This is a genomic window from Natrialba aegyptia DSM 13077 (assembly GCF_000337535.1).
GTDB classification, from domain to species: Archaea; Halobacteriota; Halobacteria; order Halobacteriales; family Natrialbaceae; genus Natrialba; species Natrialba aegyptia.
Genome location: NZ_AOIP01000031.1, coordinates 312,123 through 337,455, shown reverse-complemented (window position 1 = coordinate 337,455; position 25,333 = coordinate 312,123). Strand labels below are relative to the sequence as shown.

Here is a 25,333-nt window from a genome sequence, read left to right as displayed (position 1 = left end):
GCGTTATCCGCCGGACGACGTTCTATCGGGGTCCGACCTCCCTGTGAACCGATCCCGCGGTCGATGGACCCACTTATTACTGATGCGACACAACGTCCCCGAAACTGGTGTCCCGAAACGACCTCCTCGTCCGAGTCGCCGCCGCACTCGGCGGTATCGTCGCGATTGCACTCGCAGCGGCGACGATCGATACGCCGATCGATACCGGCGGCTCGGGCGGCAGCTCCGCCGGAAGCGGTGCCGGAACCGGCACCGAGGGTATCGTCGACCAACCGGGTTCCCCGAACGACGTCCCGAGCGGTGGCGGCGTGCCGCCGTTTCTCGAGTACCTCTTCTACGCGCTCCTCATCATCGTCGTGATCGCACTCGTCTGGTATCTCCTCGCCAACCGACGCGAGGCCGTCTCGTTGATCGCCGTTGCCCTCCTCGCCGCACTCGGCGGAATTCTCCTCCTCTCCTTTCTCGAGTTCGATATGGCGAGCGGTCCCGCCGAAATGCTGAATCGGAGCGCCGGCTCGGGGACCCCCGCCGCTCCGGGAAGCGGTGACGGCGAGGCCAGCGACGTGTTCCCGACCAATCCGTTATTTGCCGCGCTTGCTATCATTACGACGATTTTCGTCGGCGGCGTGTTGCTCTCCCGCGGATCCGGGACGGACGACGGCACGGCAACAGCCACGGTGCAGGACGAGGATGCGACCCGAAGCGCAGACGCTGCTGCGGTCGGTACCGCCGCCGGCCGCGCCGCCGACCGAATCGACGAGTCGACCGACCTCGACAACGAAATCTACCGCGCCTGGCGCGAGATGACCCGGCCGCTCGATGTCGACCGCCCCGACTCGAGCACGCCGCGCGAGTTCGCAAGCGCCGCCGTCGACGCCGGCCTGACTCGCGAGCACGTCGACGAACTTACCCGGCTCTTCGAGGACGTTCGATACGGCTCGACGGAGTCGACGCCCGAACTCGAAGACCGGGCGGTCACGATCCTTCGGCGGATCGAACGCGAATACGGCGACACGGCGGCGTCGGCAGCCGCCGATTCGGAGCGGTCGGCAGCGACGGACGCCGACCGGCCGGACACTTCCGGACAGCGTGGATCGGACCAAGCAGGGCAAGGGCACTCGGACCGCTCCGAACGACCGAACGGCGGTGAGAATCGGTGAACGTCCGACGAATCCCGCTGCTGCTCGGCTTTCTCGCACTCGGGTGCGGTCTCGCCGTCGCAACCGGGACTCTCGAGCTCAGCCTCACCGACAGTGCGATCGGTGTCGTCGCACTGATCGCACTCCTGGTTGGTCTCCGATCACTCGGGCGGCGATCCAATCGGCGCGACCGGCCGAACAGCGCCGAGGCAGCGCCCGAACGACGAGTCAACGTTCCCGTTCCCGGTCAGTCGCTCTCGAGTTCAGTCGCTGACTTTCGGCAAGCGACCGCCGAGTATACGACCCGTGGGCGGCGGACGGTCGACGGGCTCCGGGCGGCGGCCGTGGCCGTCCTCACGCGGTTCGAGGGTGACACCGTGGCGGCCGCGACCGACCGCATCGAAGCGGGGACCTGGACCGGCGATCCGATCGCCGCCGCGTTCCTCTCGGACTCGGTCGACCGGCCGAAGCGGTCGCTTCGATCGCGACTGCAGCGCATCACCGACGGGGAAACTGCCTTCCAGCGGGGCGTTCGACACACCGCCGCCGCGATCGCGTCGGTCGGTTACGACCGGGCTGGGAGCGACACTGAAGCTGACTCCGCAGCTCCGGGAACGAGCCCCGGCGAGACCGAGACCGTTGCGCTCCCGGAATACGACTCCCAGCGCGGAACGACCGACGACTCGACGCCAACCCCGCGCCGGACGACGACGGAATCCGTCGACGGCCTCCAAGACGCACGGACCAGATCGACCGACTACTGGCTCGGTATCGGCGTCGTCGCTCTCCTCGCCGTCGGTATCGGCGCGCTCGTCGAATCGGCCGGCGTCGTCCTCATCGGCGTCATCGGTATCGGCTACGCCGGCTTCGCCCGGGCGCTCGAGCCGCCCGAACTCGAACTCGAACTCGAGCGTACAATCGAAGACGACGCGCCTGACCCCGGCGATGACGTCGACGTTACCGTCACGCTTACGAACGCGGGTTCGGGCTTCGTCCCGGACCTTCGGTTCGTCGACGGCATTCCGGCGGGCCTCGCCGTGACGGACGGTTCGAGCCGGCTCGGGACCGCACTTCGGCCGGGCGAGTCGGCCACGCTCGAGTATACGGTGACCGTCCAACGTGGAAACCACCGGTTCGATCCCGCGCTCGCGATCGTGCGTGACCTCTCGCGTTCGACGGAACGCGAGTACCTCGTCGGCACGGAGACGACCGTCACCTGCGAACCTGAACTCCGGCCGACGGCTGCGCCGGTCCCGCTTCGGACGACCGCAGCCGCCTTTGCCGGGCGGCTGACGACGGCGGAGGGCGGAACGGGAACGACCTTCCACTCGGTGCGGGAGTATCGGCCGAACGACTCGCTCTCTCGTATCGACTGGAATCGTCGCGCGAAGACGGGCGAACTCGCGACGCTCCAGTTCCACGAGGAGCGGGCCGCTCGCGTCGTCGTCCTCGTCGATGCGCGGCGACAGTCGTATCTCGCCCCGGCACCGGATCGGGCGCACGCGGTCGATCGATCGGTAACTGCGGCGGGTCGAATCGCCGCCTCGCTCCTCGATGGGGGCGATACCGTCGGGCTCGCCGGACTCGGCCCGACCGATCGCGAACAGGTAAGTTCGAGAACTGGACGGCGACGGACGGAGCCATGCTGGCTCGCGCCGGCGTCCGGCCGGGACCACGAGATCCAGTTTCAGGAGTTGCTCGCGACGCATCCGCAGTTCGAGACGCTCCCGCCGGACCAGAACAGTCGCTGGTTCTCGCAGTTTCGGACGATTCAGCGCCGACTCTCGGCCGAAACGCAGATCGTCCTCCTCTCGCCGCTGTGCGATGCGATGGCGGCCGATATCGCCCGGCGACTCGACGCCGGCGGCCACGCCGTGACGGTCGTGAGCCCGGACCCGACCGCGGAACGAACGGTCGGCCATCGCCTCGCGGCCGTCGCCCGACGCGTCCGTCGGTTCGACCTCGAACAGGCGGGGATTTCGGTCGTCGACTGGGGACCTGACGAATCGATCGACGCGGTCTTCGCGCGCCACGCTGCGGGTGGTTCTCGATGACGCCGCCACCGGAACAGAACGGTCGAGAACAGGAGCGACGCGCCAGCAGGGGAACCGGTCCCCGCGCGGAATCGGAGCCACAGTCACAGCCACGGCACCGAGCGACAGCCGACGGAACAACGGGCCCCGGCGAGCGCAAGCAGGTGCAGAACGAGGACCAGGGCCAAGATCAAGACCGGGCCGAGTCGCGGGACTACGACCGCGATGGAGCGGCCGGTCCCGTCACCCTCACGCGCAAACCGACGCTGTTCTCGAGCGGGTGTGCGCTCGCCGCCGCACTCGTCACAACGGTTATGGCCGCACTCGCATCCGGCATCACCACCCCGGCCGTCGGCGTCACCGCACTCGGCGTCGCCGTCCTTGCCGCCGGACTGTACTGGGCACACCCACGGACGATCGATATCGGTGCACTCGTCCTCCTCGTCGGCCTCATCGTCGCCGGCGCCCGATCACCCCTCGTCGAACCCCTCGTCGTCGGCACGGTCGCGACCGTCCTCGCCTGGGATCTCGGTCACAGCGGGCTCACACTCGGCACCCAACTCGGCCGCGACACTCGGACCATCCGCCTCGAACTCGTCCAACTCGGATCGAGCCTGCTGGTCGGACTGCTGTCGGGAACCATCGGCTACGCGGTGTACACCGCCGGGACGGGCAACCTGCCAGCCTCGGCGATCGTCCTGCTGCTGGTCGCAGTCACGCTCATCATTGTCAGTCTCGGAACGAAGCGATCCAGGAGTCCCGGTCGGAAACGAAAGCAAAAGCGACCGCCACGGTAGATGGTAGCCACTCCGGACGAATCGGGATGTGAGAGAATAGGGATTTCCCGTCGCGGAGACGAGTTCAGTGTCACCGTCAGTGCCATCGTCACATCACTCCGCTGCAGTGTGACGATCAGGTGCCGGCGTAGCCCTCGATGTACTCGTCGTTGACTTCCCACTCGCCGTCGCCGTTTTGCACCATGTACTCGCCGTAGTAGGGGACGCGGTTCGCGACGGTTTCGCGGAACGTCTCGCGAATCTCTTGTTTCGTCATGTCGCCCATCGACCGGAGGTCGTCGTTTCGGTTGAGACAGCCCTTGAGATAACCTTCGTGGGTGACGCGGACGCGATGGCAGTTCGCACAGAAGGTCGGATTCTCGACGGGATCGACGATTTCGACCATGCCGCGGCCGGATTCGGGAGCCTCGTCGTGACTCACCCAGTAGCGCTTTCGATCGTGCATCTCCCGATGTTCGATCTCGACGGCTTGCTCGGCGAGCCAGTCGTGAACGCGCTGGATGTCGATGTTCCACTCGGGTCGGCCGGTCAACTCGGGCATGTACTCGATCAACTGGAGCTGCAGGCCGTCGTTTCGCGCGACGTGGTCGACCATCTCCGGCACGTACCCCGCCGTCTGCTCGAAGACGACCATGTTGAGTTTGACCGGGTCCAGCCCCGCATCGAGCGCTGCCTCGACCCCCTCGAGCACTCGTTCGTAGGCCCCGCTCTGGGTCACGGCCGCGAAATCCTCGGGATCGAGCGCATCCTGCGAGACGTTGACGCGATCGAGCCCCGCGTCGACGAGTTCATCGGCGCGGTCGGGGAGGAACGTCCCGTTGGTCGTCAGCGAAACCTCCATCCCGTCGGGCGTGCGCTCGATGATTTCGGCTAAGTCCTGTCGGAGCATCGGCTCGCCGCCGGTGAACTTGACCGCATCGACGTCGAACTCGGCGGCGACCTCGAGAAAGCGAACGATGTCGTCCGTCTCCATCTCGTCGTCCTGCGGATCCATCGGCCCCCGTGTGTCGCCGAGACCCTCGTTGTGACAGTAGACGCAGTCGAAGTTACACCGATCGGTGAGCGAGACGCGGACCCCGGTCACCTCGCGCCCGAACTCGTCGGTGAGCATAGCTTTGTGTTGTGGTCGAATCCGCTTAAACGCGCCGGGTATTTCGACATCCAGTAACTGATTTCCATTACCCCGATACTGTCAACTAAACATTCTGTTGCCGTCGACTTTAACTACGTTCCGTCTAACCGTGCGGGTAGTGACCAATGGACAGTAAGATTTCAGACGAGTCTCGAGACGCCGAGTCGACAGCTACACGGGTCTCCAATCGACCGACCGAAGACGACCGCGAGGAGGAGTCCGTCGGCGGGTTCGAGGGCGCTGCTGCGCCGGTCATTCGCCGGGCCGGCTATCAGCAACTGTTCGATGGAACCGGCATTCCCACGTTCATTCTGGACGCCGAGGGAACGGTCGTCGAGTGGAACGCGGCGCTGGCCGAGTTGACCGGCGTCGACCGAGCCGATGCGCTCGGCCACGACTACGCGTCGGAACTGTTCTACCCTGACGGCCGCCGGGGGGATACGCTCGCGGACAAGGTGTTACAGGCCCCCGAGCGGGCCCACGAACGGTTCGGCGTCGAACTGCGCGACCCCGAGCAACGCCGGTACGGCGACACCAGCACCATGGTCGACCGCCACGGCGACGAGAAACACATCGACTTCTCGGCGACACCGCTGTACGGCACCGACGGGGGAAGCGACGGCGACCTTCTCGGCGTCATCGAAGTCGTCGTCGACCGAACCGACATCGTCGCCGAGCGCGACGCCACGACGGCGCTCGTCCGCGAACTCCAGACGACCGCAACCGAAATCAGCCACGGCGACCTCACCGCCCGCGCACGGCGACGCGACTCGTTCCAGTTGCTCGATTCCGAACTCGTGGCCGTCGTCGACGACCTCAACGAGATGGCCGCCAGCCTCGAAACGCTCACCGGCCGCGTGAGCGAACAGGCGACCGAGCTGCAAGCCTCCGTCGACGACGCGAGCGCGGCCGCCGACGATATCGCGGACAACGTCGCCGAACAGCATCGCTTACTCGAGGACTCCGCAAGCGAGATGCAGACGTTCGCGGCCGGCATGGAGGAAGTCGCCGCCCAGGCAGAAGAGGTCGACACCGCCGCCCAGGCCGCCAAAGACGCCGTCGAACACGGACTCGATGCCGGCGCGGATGCACGCGAGGCGACCGAAGACGTCGTCGAAATCGGCGACGAACTCGCCGCAAACATCGACGCACTCACGGCCAAGATGGACGACATCGGCTCCGTCGTCGAGGTCATCTCGGACGTCGCCGACGAGACGAACCTCCTCGCGCTCAACGCCAACATCGAAGCCGCGCGCGCCGGCGACAGCGGCGACGGATTCGCCGTCGTCGCGGACCACGTCAAAACCCTCGCCAACGAGACGCAGGACCACACCGAGGAAATCACGGCGAACCTCGACGAGTTGCAGGCCCAGTTCACCGCGACGACCGACGCCGTCTCCCGCTCCCACGACCGGATCGACCACGCCGAAACCCAGATCGACGCCGTCATCACCGAACTCGAGGCAATTGCCGACTCCGTCGACGAGGCCGCCCACGGTATCTCGGAGGTCGCCCGCGTGATCGACGACCAGACTGCTAGCGTCGAAGAACTCACCTCGACGATCGAGACGGTCCGGGACCGCTCGGAGCGAAGCGAGACGGCGACGGAGCGAATCGTCGAGGCGACGAGCCAGCAGGAGCGAACGATCGACCAACTCGTCCGCCGCGTCGACGAGTTACAGACCGACGACTAACGCGACCTCGTACGCCCTCGTTCCAGTTCCACCGACGGACGGCCGTGGTGACTCGTCCACCACTCCATTCCGTCGACCGAGAACCCTGCCAGCCGAAAAAACCCCCGCCGGCCGAAAACCTACACCGCCCCCGCACGAACACCGACCATGGACGACGACATGCTCTCCGACCAGCGCGAACTCGTCGAACGCATCGAAGCCGCCGGTTGGGACGTGACCGATCTCGAACTCTCGGCCTACGACAGCCCCTGGTCCGACGAGGACAATCCCGAGGCGACGGTGACGATCACCGCCCGCAAGCCGTACGAGAGCGAGACCGCAGAGACGAGCGGGGATGCCAGTGAGGACGACGACGAGAACCCGTTCCGACTGAAATAGGCCTCTCGAACTCCGATCGAAGTCGGTTATTACCCCTTGATGTTACACACCGGGAACGTCCGCGCCACCTTGTCGCCGATACCCAACGCGTCCGAGACGCGAACCACCTCGTCGACGTCCTTGTAGACGCCGGGTGCTTCCTCGGCAACCGTCGCGCCGGACTGGGCCTTCACGTAGATCTGTTGCTGGTCCTCGAGTTCGTCCTGTACGTCGCCGCCCCAGAACTCGTTTTTGGCCTGGGTACGGCTCATCAGCCGTCCCGCACCGTGGGCCGTGGAGCCGAAGGTGAGGTCCATCGAGTGTTCGCCGCCTCGAAGGACGTAGCTGCCGGCTCCCATGCTGCCGGGGATGATGACGGGCTGACCGACATCGCGATACGCGGCGGGCACTTCGGGGTGGCCGGCGGGGAACGCCCGCGTGGCACCCTTCCGGTGGACGTAGAGTTCGCGTTCGTCTCCCCCCACGGTGTGCGTTTCCTTCTTCGCGATGTTGTGGGCTACGTCGTACAGCAGGTGCATGTCCATGGCCTCCCACGAGCGGTCGAAGACGCGCTCGAAGACCCGCCGCGTGCGGTGCATGATGAGTTGGCGGTTGACCCACGCGAAGTTGATCGCGGCGTTCATCGCGCCGTAGTAGTCTTCGGCGAGTTGGGAGCCGGCGGGTGCGGCCGCGAGTTCTTTGTCCGGCAACTGATTCAGCAGTCCCTGGTGTTGCTGCTCGATCTTCCGGAGGTAGTCGTTGCAGGTCTGGTGGCCCAAGCCGCGCGAACCGCAGTGGATCAGGACGACGATCTGGTCCGTTTCAAGGCCGTAGGCCTCACCCACCTCGTCGTCGAAGACGTCCGTGACGCGCTGGACTTCGAGGAAGTGGTTGCCCGAGCCGAGCGAACCGATCTGGTTCTTCCCGCGGTCTTTGGCCTTCTGGCTCACCTTCCCCGGGTCCGCGCCCTCACGCATTCCCTCGTCCTCGCAGTGGAGCAGGTCGTCCTCGACGGCGTGACCGTTCTCGAGCGCCCAGTCGACGCCCCGTTCGAGTATCTCCTCGACGGTGTCGACGCCGGCTTCGACGACGCCGCCGCCGCCGAGCCCCGACGGGATGTTCGCAAAGAGGGAGTCGACGAGTTCTTCTTCCCGTCCCTGAAGTTCGTCGTAGGTCAGATTCGTCCGCATCATCCTGACGCCGCAATTGATGTCGTAGCCGACCGCTCCCGGCGAAATACAGCCGTTCTCGGCGTCGAGTGCACCGACCCCACCGACCGGGAACCCGTAGCCCTGGTGACCGTCGGGCATGCAAATCGCGTAGTTCGTGATCCCCGGCAGGTGAGTCGTGTTCGTGATCTGCTCGAGCGTCTTGTCCTCCCGAATCTCCTCGAGGAGGGCTTCGCTCGCGAGCACTCTCGCGGGCGCGCGCATATCTCCCTCCTGAGGGATCTCCCAGACGAACTCGCGCACCTGCTCGAGCGTGATGTCGCCGGCCTCGAACGTGGTGTTGCTCATACGCGAAGTCGGACCCCGACGATGAAAGGTGTTCGTCTCTCGAGTTGCTCGGTATGCGAGTCTCGACCCGTGTGATCAAATGTCGAAGACGACGTACGCCTCCCACCCGTCGGCGACGTTCTCGAGTCGCATCTCGGAGTAGGTGACGGCTTTCACCTCCCGGGCGTCGAGTTCAGTAAGCGGGACGCCGCGGGCGGTTGCGGTCAATTCCCACGGAGGATCGGCTGTCGGATCGTCGCCATCGGCGTCGCTGTCGGCTGCCTCGACTCTCGGCCCGGTGATCGACTCGACGCGGTGGTCGACCGGGAGTTCGGCGCGCACGTCCCGCAGATAGATGAGTTCGTCGAGGTAGTCGAACAGCAGTGCCTCGCGGCTCTCGGCGGCGACGGTGAGCGAAAACCGCTCGCCTGCGTCGGGGATCTCGTCAGTCGAGCAGGCCGCCAGGCCGTCGGCGACGGCGGCGAAGACCGCTTCGAGTGACCCACCCGTCGCCGCGACCGCAACGTCGGCAGTGTGATCGCGCAGTTCGAAGCCCATCGTCTCGTCTCGACGTTTGCGTACCACCGTCGTATGTCCGTCGCTTCCGCCGACGTAGCACCGGTACTTTCGGACGAGAGTCAGCGAGCGGTCGGCCTCGAACCCCCGTTGTCCGCGGCGGGTCCTGCAGTAGCCCGCAGTACTGCGATTGATAGTCACCCGGTCGACAGTATCTCGGTCGGGGACCTCGTTGCCGGTGGAATTATATTGGCGACGATGTAAGGCAGTGGTAGTGAGCGTCAACATCGACAGGCGCGTCGTTACGCCAGGGAACGACGAGTTCGTCGAGCAGGCCTGGCAGCTCAAAGAGCAGATCAACCAGCAGGAGGACGTCCTCAAGCAGCGGCGGGATTTCTTTACTGACGCCTACCGCCGATCGACCGTTCACTGCTACGTCCTCGACAACGAACTCGTCGGTTTTGCCGCCGTTCGGCGCGACGGCTACATTCTCTTTCTTGCAGTTTCGCCGGCCCACCGCGGAGAGGGCCTTGGAAAACGCCTCGTTGCCCGGGTTGCCGACGACCACGAGACGATCACCTGTCACGCCCGGACGAGCAACGAGAACGCCCTGCAGTTCTACGAGCATCTCGGCTTCGAGATCAAACGTCGGATCGACAACTACTACGAGGACAGCGGCGACGCCTACTACCTGAAACTCGGCTCCGGCGACGGGATCGCGGACCGGATCTCCGACCTGATGCGCCGGTAGTGTGGTCTGGGACCGACGGTCACCCGCACGGACAGTCCAATACAATTATACCCGCGCCACGACGAGTAGCGCAAGCGCATGGAGGAGCGAACGAGGGCCTATCTTCGGGGGCGATTTCGAGACTACTATCGACGGACGGAGCTAACGCCACCGCCCGCCGCGAACGAACGCGAGTGGGGCTTTATCCCCTGGACCGAAAGCCCCGGCACGACGATGGTCCGCCACCGATCACTGCTCGAACTCGGCGACCTCTCCGAGTTCCTCGTCCGCAAGCGCCCGCGACACGTCTACTTCTCCGCGGGCCGCTTTCGCGATCCGAGCGCGAGTTCGATGAGCGAGAAAGACTGGCAGTCCGCCGATCTCGTCTTCGACCTCGACGCGGACCACCTGCCGAACGTCACCCTCGGAGAGGACACCTACGCCGAGATGCTCGCGACGTGTAAGGACGCCCTGTTTCGGCTCCTCGACTTTCTCGAAAACGACTTTGGCTTCGAAGAACTGGAACTCGTCTTTTCGGGCGGTCGCGGCTACCACGTCCACGTCCGCGACGACAACGTCCGCCACCTCGACCGGGAGCACCGCCGCGAAATCGTCGACTACGTTCGCGGGATCGGCCTCGACTTCGACGAACTGATCGAAACCGAAACCGTCGCCGGACTCGGTCGAAAGACGCCGACGGAGCGACGAACGCTCCGCGTCGAGGGCGGCTGGGGAAAGCGAACTCACGATCACTTCATGGCCTTTGTCGACGACCTCCTCGAACTCGAAGCAGACGCCGCACTCGAGCGCCTCCAGGAGTTCGACGGTATCGGCGAGGGGAAGGCACAGGCGACGATAAACGCCGCCCGGAACAACCGCGAGCAACTCGAATCGGGCAACGTCACCGTCCACACCGCCGTCGCGCAGTTGGCGGAGCGATTCGCCTCGAAAGCCGTCGAACGGGACAACGCCCCGATCGACGAACCGGTGACGACCGACACGAACCGCCTCATCCGACTGCCCGGCACGCTCCACGGCGGCAGCGGACTGCAAACGGTTCGCCTCCAGCGCGATGAACTCGACGCGTTCGACCCGCTGGTCGACGCCGTCCCCGAGACGTTCGTGGGCCAGGAGATCGCCGTCGACGTCACCGACGGCGGGACGGTCGAACTCGGAGGAGATAGCTTTACGGTCTCCGAGGGTGACCAGTCACTCCCAGAGTACGTTGCCGTCTTCCTGATGGCACGCGGTCGGGCTGAAAAGGAGAAAGAATGAACCTGAACGAACTACGCTCGGTCCAGAGCAAGGAGCGAAAGAAAGACAGCCTCCAGAACCTTCGCCCCTCGTTCTACCAGGAGGTCGGCGAGTACATCGCCGAACTCGAGGCCGAACGCGAGCGCGCGGCCGAGCGCGCCGATGACCCCTTTTCGTCGCCCGAAGTGGGTCGGCTCACGGACGAAATCGAGACCGCAAACGACGTGGTCGAAGCGATCTACGAGCGCCGGATGGGAAAACTCGTCAAGCAAGCGAGTCTCGCCGCGGCCGGCATGGCGGCGGACGACGAGGGGCTAACCGCCGAAGAGGCCGCCCTCTTCGACGATCTCGTCGACCGAATTAAGGGGAACAAAGCACGCGTGCTCGACGTGCTTGAGGGCAGTACCCAGGCCCAGGACACGGCCACCGATACCGATAGCGCTACCTCGAGAGAAGCCGGTCAAGATCAGGGTCAGGACCAGGACCAGCGCCAGCGCTCCAATTCGCCCGCCCCACCGACACCACCGCAAGAACCCGCATCGGAAGACCCCGTGCAACGCCGCGAAGCGAACCGGGGAGACGACCAGGTCCCCGAGTCTCAGTCCGAGCAGCACTCACAAAACGCACCCCACACGCAGCAGCCGCCGACTTCGCAGTCCACGCCAGCCACTCCCGACTCGGAACCCGCCGACGCCGCGGGCGTCTCCCCTGCGGACGTGATGGGCGGTGACGCTGCTAGTGCCACCTCGAGTGCCGGGGCCGACACAGTTGAGACGGCCGAGACAACCGACACCGCCAACACGGCTCACGCCGAGTCCGCCCCGCAGGTGAACTCGAGTGCAGCAGCGACGGAGACAACCGAAGGTCCAGGGGAAGTGACCGATACCGGGATACCCGAGCAACACCGTGAGGGTGGTAGTACTGAGGGCGGTACGGGCGACGACTACGACGGAATACGATCCCGTTCGCCCTCCGAAGCGAAAGCGGACACGGACGAGGCGACCTCCGAATCGCAAGTCGACCGCATGACGGTCAAAATCACGCAGGACATCGGCTCTATCCTCGGCGTCGACGACCGGGAATATACGCTTGTCAGCGATGACATTGTGACGCTCCCCGAAGCGAACGCGACGCCACTACTCGAACGCGAGGCGGCCGAACCGCTCGAGTGACGTTCGGAATTCACGGCCGTGGCAGTCTGCCGACACCGACAACTGCGACTGCTATCGACGCATTTCGTCTCAGGCCGCTGGAACGTCGTAGATACTCACCCAGTGGTCACCGTATTCCGCTTCGTGTTCGCTGGCGACCTCGCTGGCTTCGATCCAGTCGCGACATTCCCGATCGAGTTCGCAACTGTCGCAGCGAAGTTGGTATGCCATATGATACCAAGAACATAGGCGGCCTTAAGCATTCGTCGTGGTTCCGCTGGGTTGCAGTTTCGGAACGGTGGTCCGCTGTCACGGACAGGGCTGCTTCGCAGGGGTTGCAAAAGAACGACGCTCTTGAGAGTGTCGTCCGGAGTCGACTCGGGACCCGGTGGCGGTGCCATACAGTCGGACCCGCTGATCGCGTGCCACGCCGTCTGCTGCTGCACGGACCGCGACCGGATCTCGCACAGCGGTGACGCGATTGGAAGCGGTTAGTCGCCTGTCGACGGAACGGCCGACTCGTCGGCGATGAACCCCTCGAGTTTGTCGAGGCTCTGGCTCCACCCCAGTTCCATTCCTTCGAGCGAGTCAGCCACCGCTTCGCTCGCCCGGATCACTTCCGCCCGGATCGTCAGTTCGGTCTGCTCACCGCGCTCGGCGAACGTGACCGTTTGATACACTTCGAGTTGCGGGGTGCCGTCTTCGTCCTCGAGCGCCCGGCTGGTGACCTCGAGCCGCTCTGGCTCATCGACGACGTGATACACCCCCGTACCGGGATAGATAGTGCCGTCAGGGCCCTCCATGTCGATTCTGAATTCCCCATCCGGTCTGACATCCAGTTCGCAGTAGGGGACGGTGAACTCGGCTGGCCCCCACCACTGTTCGACCCGTTCGGGGTCGGTCCACGCTTCGAACACGCGCTCGCGCGGGGCGTCGAACGTCCGCCGGATCGTCATGTCGTACTCGCTCGGTTCGAACTCGGTTGCTGTCGTCTTCTCGTCTGTCATTGGCCCTCGTTCTCCAGATGGTCAGCCAACGCGTCCAGCCGGTCGTCCCAGAAGACGCGGTACTGCGTCAGCCAGCCGAACGCGACGCTCAGTGGAGCCGCCTCCAACTGGCACTGCCGGACGCGTCCGTCCTGTTCGACCTCGATCAATCCCGCGTCTTCGAGTACCTGCAGGTGCTTCGAAACGGCAGCCAGGGAGATGTCATGGGGCTCTGCGAGTTCAGTGACACTCGCCGGTCCGGTGGCAAGGTCCTCAATCAGGGCCCGCCGAGTCGGATGGGACAACGCCTGGAAGATCGCGTCCAAATCCGCCGCTGTTCGTTGGTCAACCATCTGGTTAACTATTAGCGGCACGGATATTTAACCATTTAGTTTACTATCGAGACCGTCAGCGAAACTGTCTGAAACGGTCGTTTTGGGCAGTTTGCTGAATATTGTGCGAGGCAGGAGTGAGGCTGGACGGCACTTTGTGGATTATCTGGTGGCGTTAGGACCGCTGGGACAGCACCCAGCAATCAAAGATCTAGCGGGACAGTCAATTGCGTAGTGACCAGAGACGACGATATCACTCAGGGAGCGAGTGGGTTGGGGCAGATTTGAACTGCCGAATTCCCCCGTGATTCAGTCGGAGAGCCCCGCTGTGGCGCGATTCGGAGATCAAACCATGCCTGAATCAATCGCGCCAGATGAAGCGATCAACCTCTACCTGAAAGACCGCAAACCCGAGGTCACCAAGTCGACGACAGAAATCACAAGTACCATCTCAAGCGCTTCCTCGAGTGGTGCGACGAGTACGAGTTCGACGATATGAGCGAGATGACCGGGAGGCGTATCTATGAGTACAAGGTCTACCGTCGAGACGAGGGAGACGTCAATTCAGTCACGCTCTCGAACCAACTCAGCACCTTTCGAGTCTTCTTACGCTTCTGTGAGAAACTCGATTTCGTCGAGAAGGGGACAGCGGAGAGCGTGATGATGCCGGATATCGATCCCGGTGAGAACGCCCGAGACATCGCTATCGACGCAGAGACGGCCGATGAGATACTCGACTACCTGATGAAGTTCGAATACGCGACGCTCCGTCATGCCCTATTCTACGTGGTCTGGCACACTGGCATGCGTACTGGGAGCGTTCACTCGCTCGATCTCGACGACTACCATCCCGATGAGCAATATCTCGGGGTTCGCCATCGCCCCAAGCAGGGCACTCGCCTCAAGAATAAGAAGAGCGGGGAGCGCGAGGTCAATCTGAAAGCAGAGGTCTGCGAAGTACTCGACGACTATATTCAGATGAAACGCTGTCGAGTCGAGGACGACCATGGCCGCGAGCCGCTATTCACGACGAAGAGTGGTCGTATCTTCAAGTCCCAGATCCAGAAGCACATCTATACCCTAACTCGACCCTGCCATTATACCAGCGAGTGCCCCCATGACCGAGATATGGAGGAGTGTGAGGCGAGTACATTCGACCACGCCAGTAAGTGCCCGTCGAGCGTCAGTCCCCATCCGATTCGGCGGAGTGCGATCACCGCTCATCTGAACGCAGACGTCCTGAAGGAGATCACCGCTGACCGAGTCAATGTCAGCGTCGACGTCTTGGATAAACACTACGACGCCCGTTCAGAGACGGAGAAGCGCGAACTTCGGAAGGGATATCTCGAGAATATCTGACTCGAGACGACCCCCTCATTTCCACTGCGATTCTAAGCGGGCTCTTTTCCGTTCTCTGCGAGTCGACGGAATTCACTGAGGGAATGGTCTGATCGCTAACTAATTGGCGTGACGAGCGGCTGAGTGCCGCTCACGAGATTGTCACTAATCCTCGTCTTCCTGAACGAGTCCAGACTTCACGTCCGAAAGCACCTGCCTCGTCCGTTCTGCCTGCTCCTCCAGACTAAGATCCGCAGGGTAACTGTAGACGTATCGACCGCTCTGATACGCCTCGTTGATCTGCCCCTCCGAATCCTTCATACGGATATAGTCAATCTCGGACTGCTGCGCGAATCCATCGACGATATCGGGCGATTTGAGATTATTATCCCGAGAGCCCGTGCTGAACTCGGCCCTGATCGTATCTTCACCAGCGTCCTCGACATGCTCCTCGACGTTCGAGTCAACGTCTGCTCCATCCCTATCGAGTTCGGCGATCTCTTCGAGTTTCAGACCTCGAACACGGAATGCGCCATCGTAGAAGTCCCACATCTGCTCTCGCGTGAATCGGTTGTAGCGGTTACACTCGAAGCCGATCTCGAATGAATCCTCCCCGATGAAATACTCGAGGGCGTCATCATCATAGACGCCAGAAGTGGACTCGTACGCATAGTCACCGTCTCGAGTAAGGAGGAAGCGCATAATCCGAGCGATGTTACCCTCGCCAATCACGACTTCCCCTTCTTCGATCTCCCGTCGCTCCTCGGTGACCTCCTGAACAAACCGAGCGAAGATGTAGTCATCGCCAACTACGTACTCGTCTTCAGACGATTCAACAGAAACACCCCGCTGCTCCCCCTCGTATCCGTAGATTCCATCAATCTCCTCCGCGATGGCGTCCATCGGCGGAATCCCCTCCGTGGTTTCGACCTCCCCAAATCGATATTTTGACTTTGGCATATCATCAACAGGTCAGTGCAGGTGCAAATACTTTCTTGCCGACTATCATTACCACCTGTACGATGGACTCGAGATAGATTGAATCTATTCGAGAGAATGAATTATTATCTGACACTTAGTACTATCAACTATGAGTTTCGTACAGGCATTTGACGACGCTCGCGCAATCATCACACTCATTGGACTCCTCCCTGCAGCGTTCATCGTGCTTGCGATGACCCGGAACATGACTAACCCGGGGTACGACATGACCGTTGCGTTCAGCGCAGGAATCGAGTTGACCGTACACGCAATCAGTCCTGCGCCCGTACTGGCGCTACTCCTTGCAGTCGCTATTCTCCTGATTCGAGCCGGGTCGGGAGGACGCTAATCGTCGAGTTGCTTTCTACGGTTCGAGAATGCACGTAGAGCGAATCCCGACCTGAGGGCAGCGGAAAGCATCGGAGACCCTGTAGTGCCAATATTTCGTCTCTCAAATCGCGTCCTACTCGCTCTGGCAATAGGAACCCTCAATCAGACTCTTCGTCTTGAACAAATCTCCTTAGGACTTTCCTTGCCTGTCTTCTCCCAGGTGGGGTTAGTCCGACAGTAGCAGATGGGCCTCGCCCTCTGCGATCGAAGTAGCGATCACCATCACCCTGATACATGTTCCCCATCCCACTAGATGAGATGTCTGAAAGTTCGAGAGCATCCTTCAGAGCCGATGACTTTACGCGGTCGACTTCGTAGCATTCGTGCCAGATATACAGAAGCGCAAGTGAAGCGACCCTCTGTCGATCGGTTTTCCGCTCTCCAATATTCCCTATCTCATCGAGATAGATAACTGGTGGTTCATCTCGATCTGAATCGATGTAAAACCATCTCTCTAACTCGATCTCGGGCACCCTCAGTTTAGAAGAAATGTCGCTAAAGGGACCAGATTCCTGTTCGATTTCCTCGTCGTCTTCGTTTCCGTTTTCAGTAAACTCCTCCAGGGACGTTCCCTCAACTTTGGGACGTTCCATTTTTGCATCCTCGTCTCCCCCCTCTAATTCTTCCAACGACTCCTGGTTATCTTCGATGAACTGAATTAGATCGAGGACCTCTTTCTGGTAGTTCTCGTCGTCAAAGGCGTGAATCTCGACTTCCAACGGTCCGTATTCTAATTTGGCTGTGGTTTCCATATCTTGCTCACATACTCAAACTGTACAACCATAAGCTCTTCGCAGAACTGGATTCTATACCTGGAGTAGATCATAATCTGGATCGATATCAGTTCTATGCCTCATTTGAGAGGAGCCGAATTAAACTAGAAGTAAACGTCTTATAGTTTCTATAGCGGGTATAACGCCTATTCCAGTGATCTTCTCTTCCGTCTCTCCTCTGCCTCCATAATCATACCTTTCTGCAAGAGTGCCAATACATACTCGGAGGTACCCATCTCCGGAAGTAGGTGGGATAACACTTAAGTCATATACGCACGTTGTCGTGACTAGACGCTGGAATCCCCAGCCTACTACAAGGAAATCAGCGAGAGAATGACCCAGTTCCCCACCGATGCTGCCAGGCTGGAGTGGGGGACGAGTCGTTTCGCCCGTCAGCCACCCTATTACTCTAGCGTCGAGGGGCACGGGGCCCTTGTGGTGGGCAGGTGTCGGGGCGTAGTCGAATTTTCGGCAGCCCTAGTCTTATACCTTACCCTCCACTCAGGCGTAGAGTCTCAACAATACAATGAGTTCCATTTCGGAACCTCCCGCAGACGACATCGAACACACGCCGTGGGACGATCTCACCGCGGCACGACGACGAGTAGTACTGACCATCGCCCACGTTCACGGGCCACAGACATTCAACCGTCCAGACCTCCTCGACGACGTGGAGGAAGCGGACGACGTCGAGGACGTCATCGACGACAAGGACCGGGTCCTCACTTCGCTCGACTACACCCGGCTCCTGAACGACCTGACCGAGGACGGCTACCTCGTGAAGGAGTTCCAAGGGGGGACGAACCCCATCATGCTGGACACCGAATACGATCCGGGCCGCGACACTCGAAACGCGGCTCCGTACGGTGACACCAGCGCGCTCCACACGCTCGTGGACCAGATCTGCGACCGGGAAGGGATCACCCGCGACCTCCTCGACGAAGTCGACAACCCGTACGACTTCAACGAGGTCAAAGACGAAGTGAACAGGGCTGTCGGTCGAGTGGTCCTCCATCCCTACTCCGACCCGAGCAAGTACCGCTTCACGCAGGAGGGGTACTCCGTCGTCTCCGGGAAGGTTAAGGAGAGGAAGGACGCCGACGAGTAGGGTTACGAACCCTACGCTCTGATCTCGCAGTAGCGATTCTCATTTTTGGTTGCCCCGAGTCCGCCAAGTTCGAGTGAATTCGCGTCTCTGCGTCAGGTCCAGAATCTCATCAGACGAATGAGAATTCCGTGAGAGCGAGTTCTGCATCAGGGGCAGTGGGTACCATGGCGAATCGCAGTGAGCGGCAAGTGAGAATGCCTCATGAGCAAGTGAATATCAGGGAGTCAACTCTAACTCGAGATCTGACGCGCGCTGACGAGAGAGACGAGTAACCTTTTGTCAGAAGCAGCCCCTCCTTAGGGTGTAATCGCGCCACGGTGGAGGGCGGCCATAGTGAACTTGGTGAATTCGCGTCTCGGGTGTCTGAGGGGTTATACAAGCGCCTCTCCGTCGTCCCGTAATTTGCCAAGAGTAGGAATCCGAGTGGGTTGGGGCAGATTTGAACTGCCGACTTCCTCCGTGTGAAGGAGGTATCATAACCGGACTAGATCACCAACCCGCATAGGGTCGTATCCGTGCGTTCGACTTAAGACTTCCTTTCACGTTCGAGGCCGATACCCTGTATCCGCTGTCGTTCTGGCGATTCCCAGCCGTCCGGTCGACGACGCTACAAACCGCTTTGTCGTGCAACCGATACCGACACCGATACCGACACGCATGGAGCGTTCTCTCGCTGCTCCAGACGATTAGTATTCCGGCGTTTCCTCCGGTTCACCCTCCCGAGCGTTGACGACGCGGGCGAACGTGAACAGGCCGTCGGAGAGTCGGTTGAGGTACTGCACCGCTTGCTCGTTGATCTCCTCTTCGCTGGCCAGTGCAACTGCTCGTCGCTCGGCTCGGCGACAGACGGTTCGAGCGTGGTGTAACTGCGCGCCGGGGTTGCTCCCGGAGGGGAGGATAAAGGCGGTCAACGGCTCGAGTTCAGCGTCGAACGAGTCGATCCAGTCTTCGACGGTGTCGACGTGGGCGGCGGTGATCGCCGGGTCGTCTTCATCGGGGTCGGGATTCGCAAAGTCGGCCTGGACGATGTGGAGGTGGTTCTGCACGGTGCGGAGTTGATCGTCGATGTCGGCGTGGCCGGTGGGTCGAATCGTGCCGAGCAGGGCGTTGAGTTCGTCGACGGTACCGTAGGCCTCGATTCGGGGGCTGGTCTTCGAGACGCGGGTCATATCCCGGAGATCGGTTTTGCCGTCGTCGCCGCGGCCGGTGTAGATCGACATGGCCGAACCGATGAAGGGAGATTACTTAATTGCTGGCCGAGCGGTAATTCGGAGGTACGATCGGGAACCAGTACGTTCAATTTGGTCCGTGTGCAATCGCCGCGTATGACGATGGAACTCGACCACGAGTGTCCAAACTGTGGCGACGAACGGACGTTCTACCGCGCGGCGAGTACGACGATGCACCTCGGTGAGAAAGTCAAGTGGCACTGTCCGGACTGTGACTACGGATTTGTCCAGATTGGCGACAACGGAACTGCTGTCGACTCGAGTGTGGATGTCTAGTCACCAGTACTAGTACCAGTACCAGTACCAGTACCGGAAATCGCCACCTGTCAGCACGAACCGAACACCTACCAGTTTCCGCTGGACCTCCCGATGCAAGGACGCAGGCTCGCGACGACGGACGAGATTATTGCGATCGTCAGTCCTGACAGTGACGATGTCGTCGCCGGACTCGAGTCGTGGACCACAGCGCGTGACATCGCGCTGTCGACGGTCGACGTCGGCGACGAGATCGGCGATCGATACGATTCGAACCGGGCGACACTCGGGATCACGATCGGCGGTGATGGCACCTTTCTGGAGGGGATCAAGACCTTTGCACCGCGGAACGTTCCCCAACTCGGAGTCAATACGGGTACCCTCTCCTTTCTGGCCCGCGTCGAACCCGAGGATCTCAAGGCCGCCCTCGACGAAGTCGTTCGGGGACGTGCGAAGGTCGACAGCCGCCAACAGGTCGCCGTCACCGGCTCGAACGTCGATGCGACGGGAATCAACGACGTGACTATCGAGCACGTTCCGCCGGAAAACCCCGTCGACAGCAAGGTGACGCAACTCGATGTCTACGCCGATGACGAGTACATCGGCGAGTTCGAGGGAACGGGACTCGCGGTCTCGACGCCGACCGGGTCGACCGGGATTTCGCTGTCCGCGAACGGCCCGATCCACTACCCGGTCGACAACCACACGCTGCAACTCGTCCCGTTGCACACCCACCAGTTGGGCGTTCGGCCGATCGTCGTCTCGCCCTCGACCGAACTCCGAATCGTCACCCGCGGCCCCGCGACGTTGCTGGTCGACGGCGGGCGGACGCACACCCGCCTCGAAACGGGTGAAAGCGTCCTGTTGACGGGTGCTGACAGGCTCGCGCACGTCGTCCGAACGAGTTACGACGACCACTTCTTCACCGCAATCGCGAAGAAACTCGGCTGGGGAATTCGCGCCGTCGACGATCAGCCGTCGACACCGCGTTCGGAGACGGACCGCGCTCTCGGATCGGGATTGCACGCTGGAGCGATCTCGTCGGCGACACCGATGGAACTGGAAACGGCATCGGAAGCAAAAGCGGACCCAGCGAAGTCGAGTTCAGCGGCGGATGCCGGTGAGACGGGAAGCCGTTCCGATTCGCCCGCTGTTCCGTCGACGGGACGTGACGACCGGACGACCCTCGAATACGCCCGCACGGTTGCAACAGAGGCTGCCGAGGCCGCCGGCGAGCCGCTGCGCGAACTCCACGGCCAGGTCGATTCCATCACCGTCAAAAGCGACAAATCGGATATCGTCACCGAGGCCGACCACCAGGCGAATCGGATCATCACGACCGTTATCGACAACGAGTTCCCCGAGCACGGCATCGTCTCCGAAGAGCAACCGCGGCGAAACCGTGCCGACGGCTACACCTGGGTTATCGATCCGCTCGACGGAACCGGGAACTTCGCACACGGCAATCCGAACTACTCGGTTTCGATCGCGCTGCTCGATTGTGGAACGCCGGTGATGGGCGTCGTCTACGTCCCCGAAACGGACGAACTGTTCAGCGCAATCGCCGAGGTCGGTGCCCGACGAGACGGCGATCCGATCGAGACGACGGACCGCGAGCGCCTCGACGAGAGCATGCTCATCTCGGGGTACGACCCCGACGGCACCTTCCTCTCGCACTTCTACCAGGAATCTCGCGGCGTCCGTCGTCTCGGGTCGGCCGCGCTCAATCTCTGCTACCTGGCGAGCGGCAGCGCCGACGCGACCTGGGAACACGACACCCACCCCTGGGACATCGCTGCCGGCCTCGTCATCGCACGAGCTGCCGGCGCGACGATCACCGACGAACGCGGCGACCCGTTCGTCTTTGAACTCGAGGCCGACGACCGCACGGCGCTGCTCGGCTCGAACGGCCCGTTGCACCCGGCGCTGGTGGAGCATCTCAAGACGGGGCTGTCGGACCGCAGAGCGGATCGCTGAGTCGGTCGCCGTTCGACACTCGCCTTGTCGCGTACCCGATCCCGTTGAAGTCTGTTTCGGTGGTGTGAGCGTCGGTTCCACGCCTCGAACACGTTTATCGTCCCCGCTACACACTGTGGGTGTAGGAACATGTCACTCTTCCCGACGGAGATGGAAAGCGAACGACTCCGGTACGAGCGGCTCCACCCGGACGAGTTCGACGCCTACGAACTGTACGAATACGTTCACGCCGGCGCACCCGGCATCGACGAGATCACGAAGTACGTCACCTGGGATCCTCACCAGCACCCCAAGGAGGCGTCCGACTGGGTCGAGCACTGCGGCGAGCAGTTCGAAGACGGCGCGGCGGCCACCTACGCCCTCCGACCGACGGAAGGCGACCGCGCCGACGAACTCGCCGGCTTCGCCGGTATCCACCCCGACTGGGACCGCCGGCTCGCGGTCTTCGGTGCGTGGCTCCGGAAACCGTTCTGGGGCCGGGGCTACTCCGGCGAGCGCGCCGCCCGGATGCTCGAACTCGCCTTCGACCGCCTCGACCTCGAAGTGGTCACGGTCGCACACGATCCCGCGAACGAGAAGTCCCGCCGCGCCATCGAGAAGTACGTCGAGCGATTCGGCGGCCAAAAAGAGGGACGGATCCGCAACGATATCATCATCGACGACGAGCCGCGAGACAGCATCCGGTACAGCATCTCCCGTTCGGAGTGGGAGCGAAACCGCGACTGACAGCGGGACGCGATCGCGTCCGTTCGTGGCTCTCAGTCGTCGCCAGCGAGTTCGTGCCAGGATAGGCGCGGGCTTCGCGCCGCGCTGGTCTGGTCGATCCGCCGCGCGGTCGTCCGCTCCGGCGCGTCGGCAAGCGTTTCGTCGTCCTCCCGCGCGACAGCGTTGAACGCCGCTGCCAACCGATCGAGCGTGTCCTTGTTCTCGACCTCCGTCGGTTCGGTCATCAGCGCCTCGGGGACGATTTCGGGCCACTTCGTCGTCGGCGGATGCACCCCGTAGTCGAGCATCCGCTTTGCCACGTCGGCCGCGTCCTGCTCGCCCGCGCTCGCGACGAACTCGTGGTGGAACGGGCCGTACGGAACGCCGAACTCGATCTGGCTCGCGAGGTAGTTCGCGTTGAGCACTGCCTTCGCGCTTGCATCTGCGAGTCCCTCGTCGCCGAGTCTGGCGATGTAGGCGAAGGCCTTTACGAGGACGAGCCAGTTGCCCTGAAACCCGTGGACCTTGCCGATGGTGTGTTCGGGATCGAACAGTTCGTAGCGCTGCTCGCTGGTACTGGCACCAGTACCGGCACTGCCACCGTCTCTGTCTCCTGTACGTGCGTCGTCGGCCGCTCGCACCCGCGGTGCGGGCAGGAACGGCGCGAGTTCGTCCACGACGCCGACGGGGCCCGCGCCCGGACCGCCGCCGCCGTGGGGCGTCGCGAACGTCTTGTGAACGTTGTAGTGCATGATGTCGAAGCCCATGTCTCCGGGGCGGGCGCGCCCGAGCAGGGCGTTCAGGTTCGCGCCGTCGTAGTAGAGCAGGCCGCCGGCGTCGTGGACCATGTCGGCGATTTTCTCGATGTCGCGCTCGAACAGGCCGAGCGTGTTCGGGTTGGTGAGCATCAGTGCCGCCGTGTGCTCCGAGAGGGCGGCGTCGAGCGCGTCGAGATCGACCCGTCCCTCGTCGTCGCTGGGCAGCGACACCACGTCGTAGCCGCCGAGGGCGGCGCTGGCGAAGTTGGTCCCGTGGGCGCTCTCGGGAACGATGACCTCGTCGCGGTGGCCCTCGCCGTTGTGTTCGTGGTAGGCCGCGGCGACGCGGATGCCGACGAACTCGCCCGCTGCGCCGGCTGGCGGCTGGAGCGTCACGGCGTCCATGCCGCCGATTCGGCCGAGGTAGTCCTGCAGACGAGAGAGGAGTTCGAGCGTGCCCTGCACCGACGCCGCCGAGCGATCGGGGTGGACGCTCGCGCCCGGCAGCGCCGCCACGTCTTCGGTGAATTTCGGGTTGTACTTCATCGTACACGAGCCGAGCGGGTAGGGACCGCTGTCGATCCCGTAGATCATCTGCGAAAGGCGCGTGTAGTGGCGGGCGAGTTCGGGTTCGGAGAGGGCGGGCAGTTCGAGTTCGTCTCGCGTGAGGTCGTCGGGAAGCGGCGAGTCGTCGCCGATCTCGACGCGCGTCCGGTCTTTCTCCGAGAGCAGGGGTTCGTACTGGCCGTCGTTGACGTAGCGGGCCTGGTCGTAGCGGACCTGTTCGGCGTCGGACGCCAACTCGTCTCCGTCGCTCATCGAACCACCTCCGAAAACGCCGCGACGAACGCGTCGAGTTCGGCGTCCGGAACGCCGGCGACACAACACTGGAGTTCGTGCTCGCCGACGACGTGGACCGCGAAGCCACGCGTTTCGAGGTCCTCGGCGATCGCCGGCGCGGGCTGATCGACGTGCGCGACGAACTCGCGGATGTGGTGGCGATCGTGGACCGGAGCCGACACGCCGACGAGTTCGTCGAGTCGCTCGGCGAGAGTTTCGGCGCGGGTGACGCCGCGTTTCGCGAGGTCGACCATTCCGTCGGGGCCGAGTGCGGCGGCGTGCATCGCGGTTCGAAGGGCGACCCAGGCCTGGTTCGTACAGATGTTGCTCGTCGCGCGTTCGCGGCGGATGTGCTGTTCGCGGGTCTGCAGGGTGAGCGTGAACGCCCGCCGATCGGTTGCATCCTCGCTGACGCCGACCAGGCGGCCGGGGACCTGCCGCAGGTAGTCCTCGCGACAGGCGAACAGCCCGAGGCCCATGCCGTAACTCGTCGGCAGACCGAGAACGCTCGCGTCGCCGATGACTACGTCGGCTCCCACGTCGGCGGGTCGTTGGAGCAGGGAGAGCGCGACCGGGTCGGAACCGAGGACGAACAGCGCGTCAGCGTCGGTCGCGAGTTCGCTCGCGGCGTCGAGGCGTTCCTCGATTGTCCCGCGGACAGTCGGGTTTTCGGCGTAGAGCATGACGACATCTTCGTCGACCGCGTCGGCGAGTTCGTCGGCGTCGATAGCGCCGTCTGTGGTTGGGTACGCCTCCACGACCAGATCGGTGCCGGCGACGTAGTTCTCGAGGGTGCTCCGGCGCTCCTCGCGCAGGAGGTCCGGCACGAGGACGCGGTGGCCGCTCGTCTCGCGGACGCGATCCGCAAGCGTCGCGGCTTCGCCGAGGGCGGTCGCCGCGTCGTACATCGAGCAGTTGGCGATTTTGAGTCCCGTCAGTTCGACCAGCAGCGACTGGTACTCGAACAGCGCCTGCAGAAACCCCTGCGAGATTTCGGGCTGGTACTGCGTGTAAGAGGTGAGAAATTCGGAGCGGTCCGCGAGGTGATCGACCAGCGAGGGCACGTAGTAGCCGTAGTGGCCACGCCCGAGCAGTTCCGTTAGATTCTCGTTGCGTCCGAGAATCGAGCGCACGAGTCGTCTCGTCTCGCGCTCGGTCCGGGCGTCGATACCGAACTCGTCCGCAAATCGGACGGTATCGGGAATGTCGAACAGGTCCGCGATAGAGTCGGCATCGACCGCCTCGAGCATCGCATCGCGCTCGTCGGCCGTGTGGGGGGCGTACGGACTCCCGGAGGCGCGTGTTTCTGCCCCGTTCATACCCTCCTCCCGGTGATTTGGCTCCGGATTCGGGTGCTGGCTG

26 protein-coding genes and 1 tRNA gene are annotated in these 25,333 nt (G+C 62.8%); 15 read left to right on the top strand and 12 right to left on the bottom strand.

Going from position 1 to position 25,333, the window contains the following annotated elements:
- The first annotated feature begins 107 nt into the window (after nucleotides 1-107).
- From C480_RS12765 to C480_RS12755, 3 genes are read left to right on the top strand one after another with little or no spacing between them, the layout of a single operon-like run.
- A complete protein-coding gene (locus tag C480_RS12765) occupies nucleotides 108-1,160 on the top strand; it encodes a DUF4129 domain-containing protein (protein ID WP_006666032.1) in 1,053 nt (350 codons plus the stop codon).
- Nucleotides 1,157-3,193 carry a DUF58 domain-containing protein gene (locus C480_RS12760; RefSeq protein ID WP_006666031.1) on the top strand — a complete coding sequence of 679 codons (2,037 nt, stop codon included), beginning with the start codon at nucleotides 1,157-1,159 and terminating at the stop codon, nucleotides 3,191-3,193. The genes C480_RS12765 and C480_RS12760 overlap by 4 nt, the downstream gene beginning before the upstream one ends.
- Nucleotides 3,190-3,969, top strand: coding sequence for a DUF7519 family protein (locus C480_RS12755; RefSeq protein ID WP_006666030.1), 780 nt, complete (start codon nucleotides 3,190-3,192; stop codon nucleotides 3,967-3,969). Before C480_RS12760 ends, C480_RS12755 begins: the two co-directional genes overlap by 4 nt.
- 115 nt (nucleotides 3,970-4,084) lie before the next feature.
- On the opposite strand, the gene moaA is transcribed toward C480_RS12755, so the two are convergent.
- Nucleotides 4,085-5,080 (bottom strand): GTP 3',8-cyclase MoaA, encoded by a 996-nt coding sequence (moaA, locus tag C480_RS12750; RefSeq protein ID WP_006666029.1) that lies wholly within the window; start codon nucleotides 5,078-5,080, stop codon nucleotides 4,085-4,087.
- A gap of 146 nt (nucleotides 5,081-5,226) precedes the next feature.
- Here moaA and C480_RS12745 point away from each other — a divergent pair, with 146 nt between their 5' ends.
- Nucleotides 5,227-6,795, top strand: coding sequence for a methyl-accepting chemotaxis protein (locus tag C480_RS12745; protein WP_006666028.1), 1,569 nt, complete (start codon nucleotides 5,227-5,229; stop codon nucleotides 6,793-6,795).
- 147 nt (nucleotides 6,796-6,942) lie between these two features.
- The gene (locus C480_RS12740) at nucleotides 6,943-7,173 is read left to right on the top strand and encodes a hypothetical protein (RefSeq protein ID WP_006666027.1); all 231 of its coding nucleotides are present in this window, start codon (nucleotides 6,943-6,945) and stop codon (nucleotides 7,171-7,173) included.
- 29 nt (nucleotides 7,174-7,202) lie between these two features.
- On the opposite strand, the gene C480_RS12735 is transcribed toward C480_RS12740, so the two are convergent.
- Both C480_RS12735 and C480_RS12730 read right to left on the bottom strand, forming a co-directional pair.
- Nucleotides 7,203-8,669 carry an RtcB family protein gene (locus C480_RS12735; protein ID WP_006666026.1) on the bottom strand — a complete coding sequence of 489 codons (1,467 nt, stop codon included), beginning with the start codon at nucleotides 8,667-8,669 and terminating at the stop codon, nucleotides 7,203-7,205.
- Nucleotides 8,670-8,744: 75 nt separating this feature from the next.
- The gene (locus tag C480_RS12730; protein WP_049903707.1) at nucleotides 8,745-9,206 is read right to left on the bottom strand and encodes an archease; all 462 of its coding nucleotides are present in this window, start codon (nucleotides 9,204-9,206) and stop codon (nucleotides 8,745-8,747) included.
- A gap of 232 nt (nucleotides 9,207-9,438) precedes the next feature.
- On the opposite strand from C480_RS12730, the gene C480_RS12725 reads away from it, so the two are divergent.
- The 3 genes from C480_RS12725 to C480_RS12715 all read left to right on the top strand — a co-directional run bounded on the left by C480_RS12725 (nucleotide 9,439) and on the right by C480_RS12715 (nucleotide 12,320).
- The gene (locus C480_RS12725) at nucleotides 9,439-9,915 is read left to right on the top strand and encodes a GNAT family N-acetyltransferase (protein ID WP_006666024.1); all 477 of its coding nucleotides are present in this window, start codon (nucleotides 9,439-9,441) and stop codon (nucleotides 9,913-9,915) included.
- Between the two features lie 78 nt (nucleotides 9,916-9,993).
- A complete protein-coding gene (gene priS / locus C480_RS12720) occupies nucleotides 9,994-11,169 on the top strand; it encodes a DNA primase small subunit PriS (RefSeq protein WP_006666023.1) in 1,176 nt (391 codons plus the stop codon).
- Nucleotides 11,166-12,320 (top strand): hypothetical protein, encoded by a 1,155-nt coding sequence (locus tag C480_RS12715; protein ID WP_006666022.1) that lies wholly within the window; start codon nucleotides 11,166-11,168, stop codon nucleotides 12,318-12,320. Before priS ends, C480_RS12715 begins: the two co-directional genes overlap by 4 nt.
- Nucleotides 12,321-12,389: 69 nt before the next feature.
- Here C480_RS12715 and C480_RS23840 read toward each other — a convergent pair whose 3' ends face one another.
- The 3 genes from C480_RS23840 to C480_RS12705 form a co-directional block, all read right to left on the bottom strand.
- Nucleotides 12,390-12,530, bottom strand: coding sequence for a hypothetical protein (locus tag C480_RS23840; RefSeq protein ID WP_006666021.1), 141 nt, complete (start codon nucleotides 12,528-12,530; stop codon nucleotides 12,390-12,392).
- Between the two features lie 260 nt (nucleotides 12,531-12,790).
- The gene (locus C480_RS12710; protein ID WP_006666020.1) at nucleotides 12,791-13,306 is read right to left on the bottom strand and encodes an SRPBCC family protein; all 516 of its coding nucleotides are present in this window, start codon (nucleotides 13,304-13,306) and stop codon (nucleotides 12,791-12,793) included.
- Complete coding sequence (locus C480_RS12705; RefSeq protein WP_006666019.1) at nucleotides 13,303-13,638, bottom strand: ArsR/SmtB family transcription factor; 336 nt, start codon at nucleotides 13,636-13,638, stop codon at nucleotides 13,303-13,305. The genes C480_RS12710 and C480_RS12705 overlap by 4 nt, the downstream gene beginning before the upstream one ends.
- A gap of 331 nt (nucleotides 13,639-13,969) precedes the next feature.
- Between C480_RS12705 and C480_RS24080 the strand changes: the two genes are divergently transcribed.
- Both C480_RS24080 and C480_RS12700 read left to right on the top strand, forming a co-directional pair.
- Nucleotides 13,970-14,116 carry a hypothetical protein gene (locus tag C480_RS24080; RefSeq protein ID WP_206537311.1) on the top strand — a complete coding sequence of 49 codons (147 nt, stop codon included), beginning with the start codon at nucleotides 13,970-13,972 and terminating at the stop codon, nucleotides 14,114-14,116.
- Nucleotides 14,113-14,976, top strand: a complete 864-nt coding sequence (locus tag C480_RS12700) for a tyrosine-type recombinase/integrase (protein WP_006666018.1) — start codon at nucleotides 14,113-14,115, stop codon at nucleotides 14,974-14,976. The genes C480_RS24080 and C480_RS12700 overlap by 4 nt, the downstream gene beginning before the upstream one ends.
- 144 nt (nucleotides 14,977-15,120) lie before the next feature.
- On the opposite strand, the gene C480_RS12695 is transcribed toward C480_RS12700, so the two are convergent.
- Nucleotides 15,121-15,858 carry a hypothetical protein gene (locus C480_RS12695; RefSeq protein ID WP_006666017.1) on the bottom strand — a complete coding sequence of 246 codons (738 nt, stop codon included), beginning with the start codon at nucleotides 15,856-15,858 and terminating at the stop codon, nucleotides 15,121-15,123.
- Between the two features lie 187 nt (nucleotides 15,859-16,045).
- Between C480_RS12695 and C480_RS12690 the strand changes: the two genes are divergently transcribed.
- The gene (locus C480_RS12690) at nucleotides 16,046-16,285 is read left to right on the top strand and encodes a hypothetical protein (RefSeq protein ID WP_006666016.1); all 240 of its coding nucleotides are present in this window, start codon (nucleotides 16,046-16,048) and stop codon (nucleotides 16,283-16,285) included.
- Nucleotides 16,286-16,424: 139 nt separating this feature from the next.
- On the opposite strand, the gene C480_RS12685 is transcribed toward C480_RS12690, so the two are convergent.
- Nucleotides 16,425-17,078, bottom strand: a complete 654-nt coding sequence (locus tag C480_RS12685) for a hypothetical protein (protein WP_006666015.1) — start codon at nucleotides 17,076-17,078, stop codon at nucleotides 16,425-16,427.
- A 547-nt stretch (nucleotides 17,079-17,625) separates the two neighbouring features.
- Between C480_RS12685 and C480_RS12680 the strand changes: the two genes are divergently transcribed.
- Entirely contained in the window at nucleotides 17,626-18,207 is a 582-nt protein-coding gene (locus C480_RS12680) for a hypothetical protein (protein WP_006666014.1), read from the top strand.
- A gap of 424 nt (nucleotides 18,208-18,631) precedes the next feature.
- Here the strand turns inward: C480_RS12680 and C480_RS12675 are convergent.
- A tRNA-Val gene (locus C480_RS12675) sits at nucleotides 18,632-18,706 on the bottom strand.
- Between the two features lie 187 nt (nucleotides 18,707-18,893).
- Entirely contained in the window at nucleotides 18,894-19,427 is a 534-nt protein-coding gene (locus C480_RS12670) for a cob(I)yrinic acid a,c-diamide adenosyltransferase (protein WP_006666013.1), read from the bottom strand.
- Between the two features lie 105 nt (nucleotides 19,428-19,532).
- Here C480_RS12670 and C480_RS12665 point away from each other — a divergent pair, with 105 nt between their 5' ends.
- From C480_RS12665 to C480_RS12655, 3 genes are all read left to right on the top strand, one after another.
- Nucleotides 19,533-19,712: a DUF7838 family putative zinc beta-ribbon protein gene (locus tag C480_RS12665; protein ID WP_006666012.1), complete on the top strand. Its 180-nt coding sequence runs from the start codon at nucleotides 19,533-19,535 to the stop codon at nucleotides 19,710-19,712.
- Nucleotides 19,713-19,805: 93 nt separating this feature from the next.
- Nucleotides 19,806-21,668 carry an NAD(+)/NADH kinase gene (locus C480_RS12660; protein WP_006666011.1) on the top strand — a complete coding sequence of 621 codons (1,863 nt, stop codon included), beginning with the start codon at nucleotides 19,806-19,808 and terminating at the stop codon, nucleotides 21,666-21,668.
- Nucleotides 21,669-21,797: 129 nt separating this feature from the next.
- Complete coding sequence (locus tag C480_RS12655; RefSeq protein WP_006666010.1) at nucleotides 21,798-22,394, top strand: GNAT family N-acetyltransferase; 597 nt, start codon at nucleotides 21,798-21,800, stop codon at nucleotides 22,392-22,394.
- Nucleotides 22,395-22,426: 32 nt separating this feature from the next.
- Here C480_RS12655 and gcvPB read toward each other — a convergent pair whose 3' ends face one another.
- Nucleotides 22,427-23,950, bottom strand: a complete 1,524-nt coding sequence (gene gcvPB / locus C480_RS12650; RefSeq protein WP_006666009.1) for an aminomethyl-transferring glycine dehydrogenase subunit GcvPB — start codon at nucleotides 23,948-23,950, stop codon at nucleotides 22,427-22,429.
- A complete protein-coding gene (gene gcvPA, locus C480_RS12645) occupies nucleotides 23,947-25,290 on the bottom strand; it encodes an aminomethyl-transferring glycine dehydrogenase subunit GcvPA (protein ID WP_006666008.1) in 1,344 nt (447 codons plus the stop codon). The genes gcvPB and gcvPA overlap by 4 nt, the downstream gene beginning before the upstream one ends.
- Nucleotides 25,291-25,333 lie beyond the last annotated feature (43 nt).

Excerpts from the sequence above, each read along its gene's own strand:
- C480_RS12680 (WP_006666014.1), top strand. The coding sequence starts at position 17,626 with ATGAGTTCCATTTCGGAACCTCCCGCAGACGACATCGAACACACGCCG.
- C480_RS12670 (WP_006666013.1), bottom strand. The coding sequence starts at position 19,427 with ATGTCGATCTACACCGGCCGCGGCGACGACGGCAAAACCGATCTCCGG.
- C480_RS12755 (WP_006666030.1), top strand. The coding sequence starts at position 3,190 with ATGACGCCGCCACCGGAACAGAACGGTCGAGAACAGGAGCGACGCGCC.
- C480_RS12710 (WP_006666020.1), bottom strand. The coding sequence starts at position 13,306 with ATGACAGACGAGAAGACGACAGCAACCGAGTTCGAACCGAGCGAGTAC.
- C480_RS23840 (WP_006666021.1), bottom strand. The coding sequence starts at position 12,530 with ATGGCATACCAACTTCGCTGCGACAGTTGCGAACTCGATCGGGAATGT.
- C480_RS12745 (WP_006666028.1), top strand. The coding sequence starts at position 5,227 with ATGGACAGTAAGATTTCAGACGAGTCTCGAGACGCCGAGTCGACAGCT.
- C480_RS12665 (WP_006666012.1), top strand. The coding sequence starts at position 19,533 with ATGACGATGGAACTCGACCACGAGTGTCCAAACTGTGGCGACGAACGG.
- C480_RS12655 (WP_006666010.1), top strand. The coding sequence starts at position 21,798 with ATGTCACTCTTCCCGACGGAGATGGAAAGCGAACGACTCCGGTACGAG.
- C480_RS12705 (WP_006666019.1), bottom strand. The coding sequence starts at position 13,638 with ATGGTTGACCAACGAACAGCGGCGGATTTGGACGCGATCTTCCAGGCG.
- priS (WP_006666023.1), top strand. The coding sequence starts at position 9,994 with ATGGAGGAGCGAACGAGGGCCTATCTTCGGGGGCGATTTCGAGACTAC.
- gcvPA (WP_006666008.1), bottom strand. The coding sequence starts at position 25,290 with ATGAACGGGGCAGAAACACGCGCCTCCGGGAGTCCGTACGCCCCCCAC.
- gcvPB (WP_006666009.1), bottom strand. The coding sequence starts at position 23,950 with ATGAGCGACGGAGACGAGTTGGCGTCCGACGCCGAACAGGTCCGCTAC.
- C480_RS12740 (WP_006666027.1), top strand. The coding sequence starts at position 6,943 with ATGGACGACGACATGCTCTCCGACCAGCGCGAACTCGTCGAACGCATC.
- C480_RS12685 (WP_006666015.1), bottom strand. The coding sequence starts at position 17,078 with ATGGAAACCACAGCCAAATTAGAATACGGACCGTTGGAAGTCGAGATT.
- C480_RS12715 (WP_006666022.1), top strand. The coding sequence starts at position 11,166 with ATGAACCTGAACGAACTACGCTCGGTCCAGAGCAAGGAGCGAAAGAAA.
- C480_RS12660 (WP_006666011.1), top strand. The coding sequence starts at position 19,806 with ATGCAAGGACGCAGGCTCGCGACGACGGACGAGATTATTGCGATCGTC.
- C480_RS24080 (WP_206537311.1), top strand. The coding sequence starts at position 13,970 with ATGCCTGAATCAATCGCGCCAGATGAAGCGATCAACCTCTACCTGAAA.
- C480_RS12700 (WP_006666018.1), top strand. The coding sequence starts at position 14,113 with ATGAGCGAGATGACCGGGAGGCGTATCTATGAGTACAAGGTCTACCGT.
- C480_RS12695 (WP_006666017.1), bottom strand. The coding sequence starts at position 15,858 with ATGGACGCCATCGCGGAGGAGATTGATGGAATCTACGGATACGAGGGG.
- C480_RS12735 (WP_006666026.1), bottom strand. The coding sequence starts at position 8,669 with ATGAGCAACACCACGTTCGAGGCCGGCGACATCACGCTCGAGCAGGTG.
- C480_RS12690 (WP_006666016.1), top strand. The coding sequence starts at position 16,046 with ATGAGTTTCGTACAGGCATTTGACGACGCTCGCGCAATCATCACACTC.
- moaA (WP_006666029.1), bottom strand. The coding sequence starts at position 5,080 with ATGCTCACCGACGAGTTCGGGCGCGAGGTGACCGGGGTCCGCGTCTCG.
- C480_RS12730 (WP_049903707.1), bottom strand. The coding sequence starts at position 9,206 with ATGGGCTTCGAACTGCGCGATCACACTGCCGACGTTGCGGTCGCGGCG.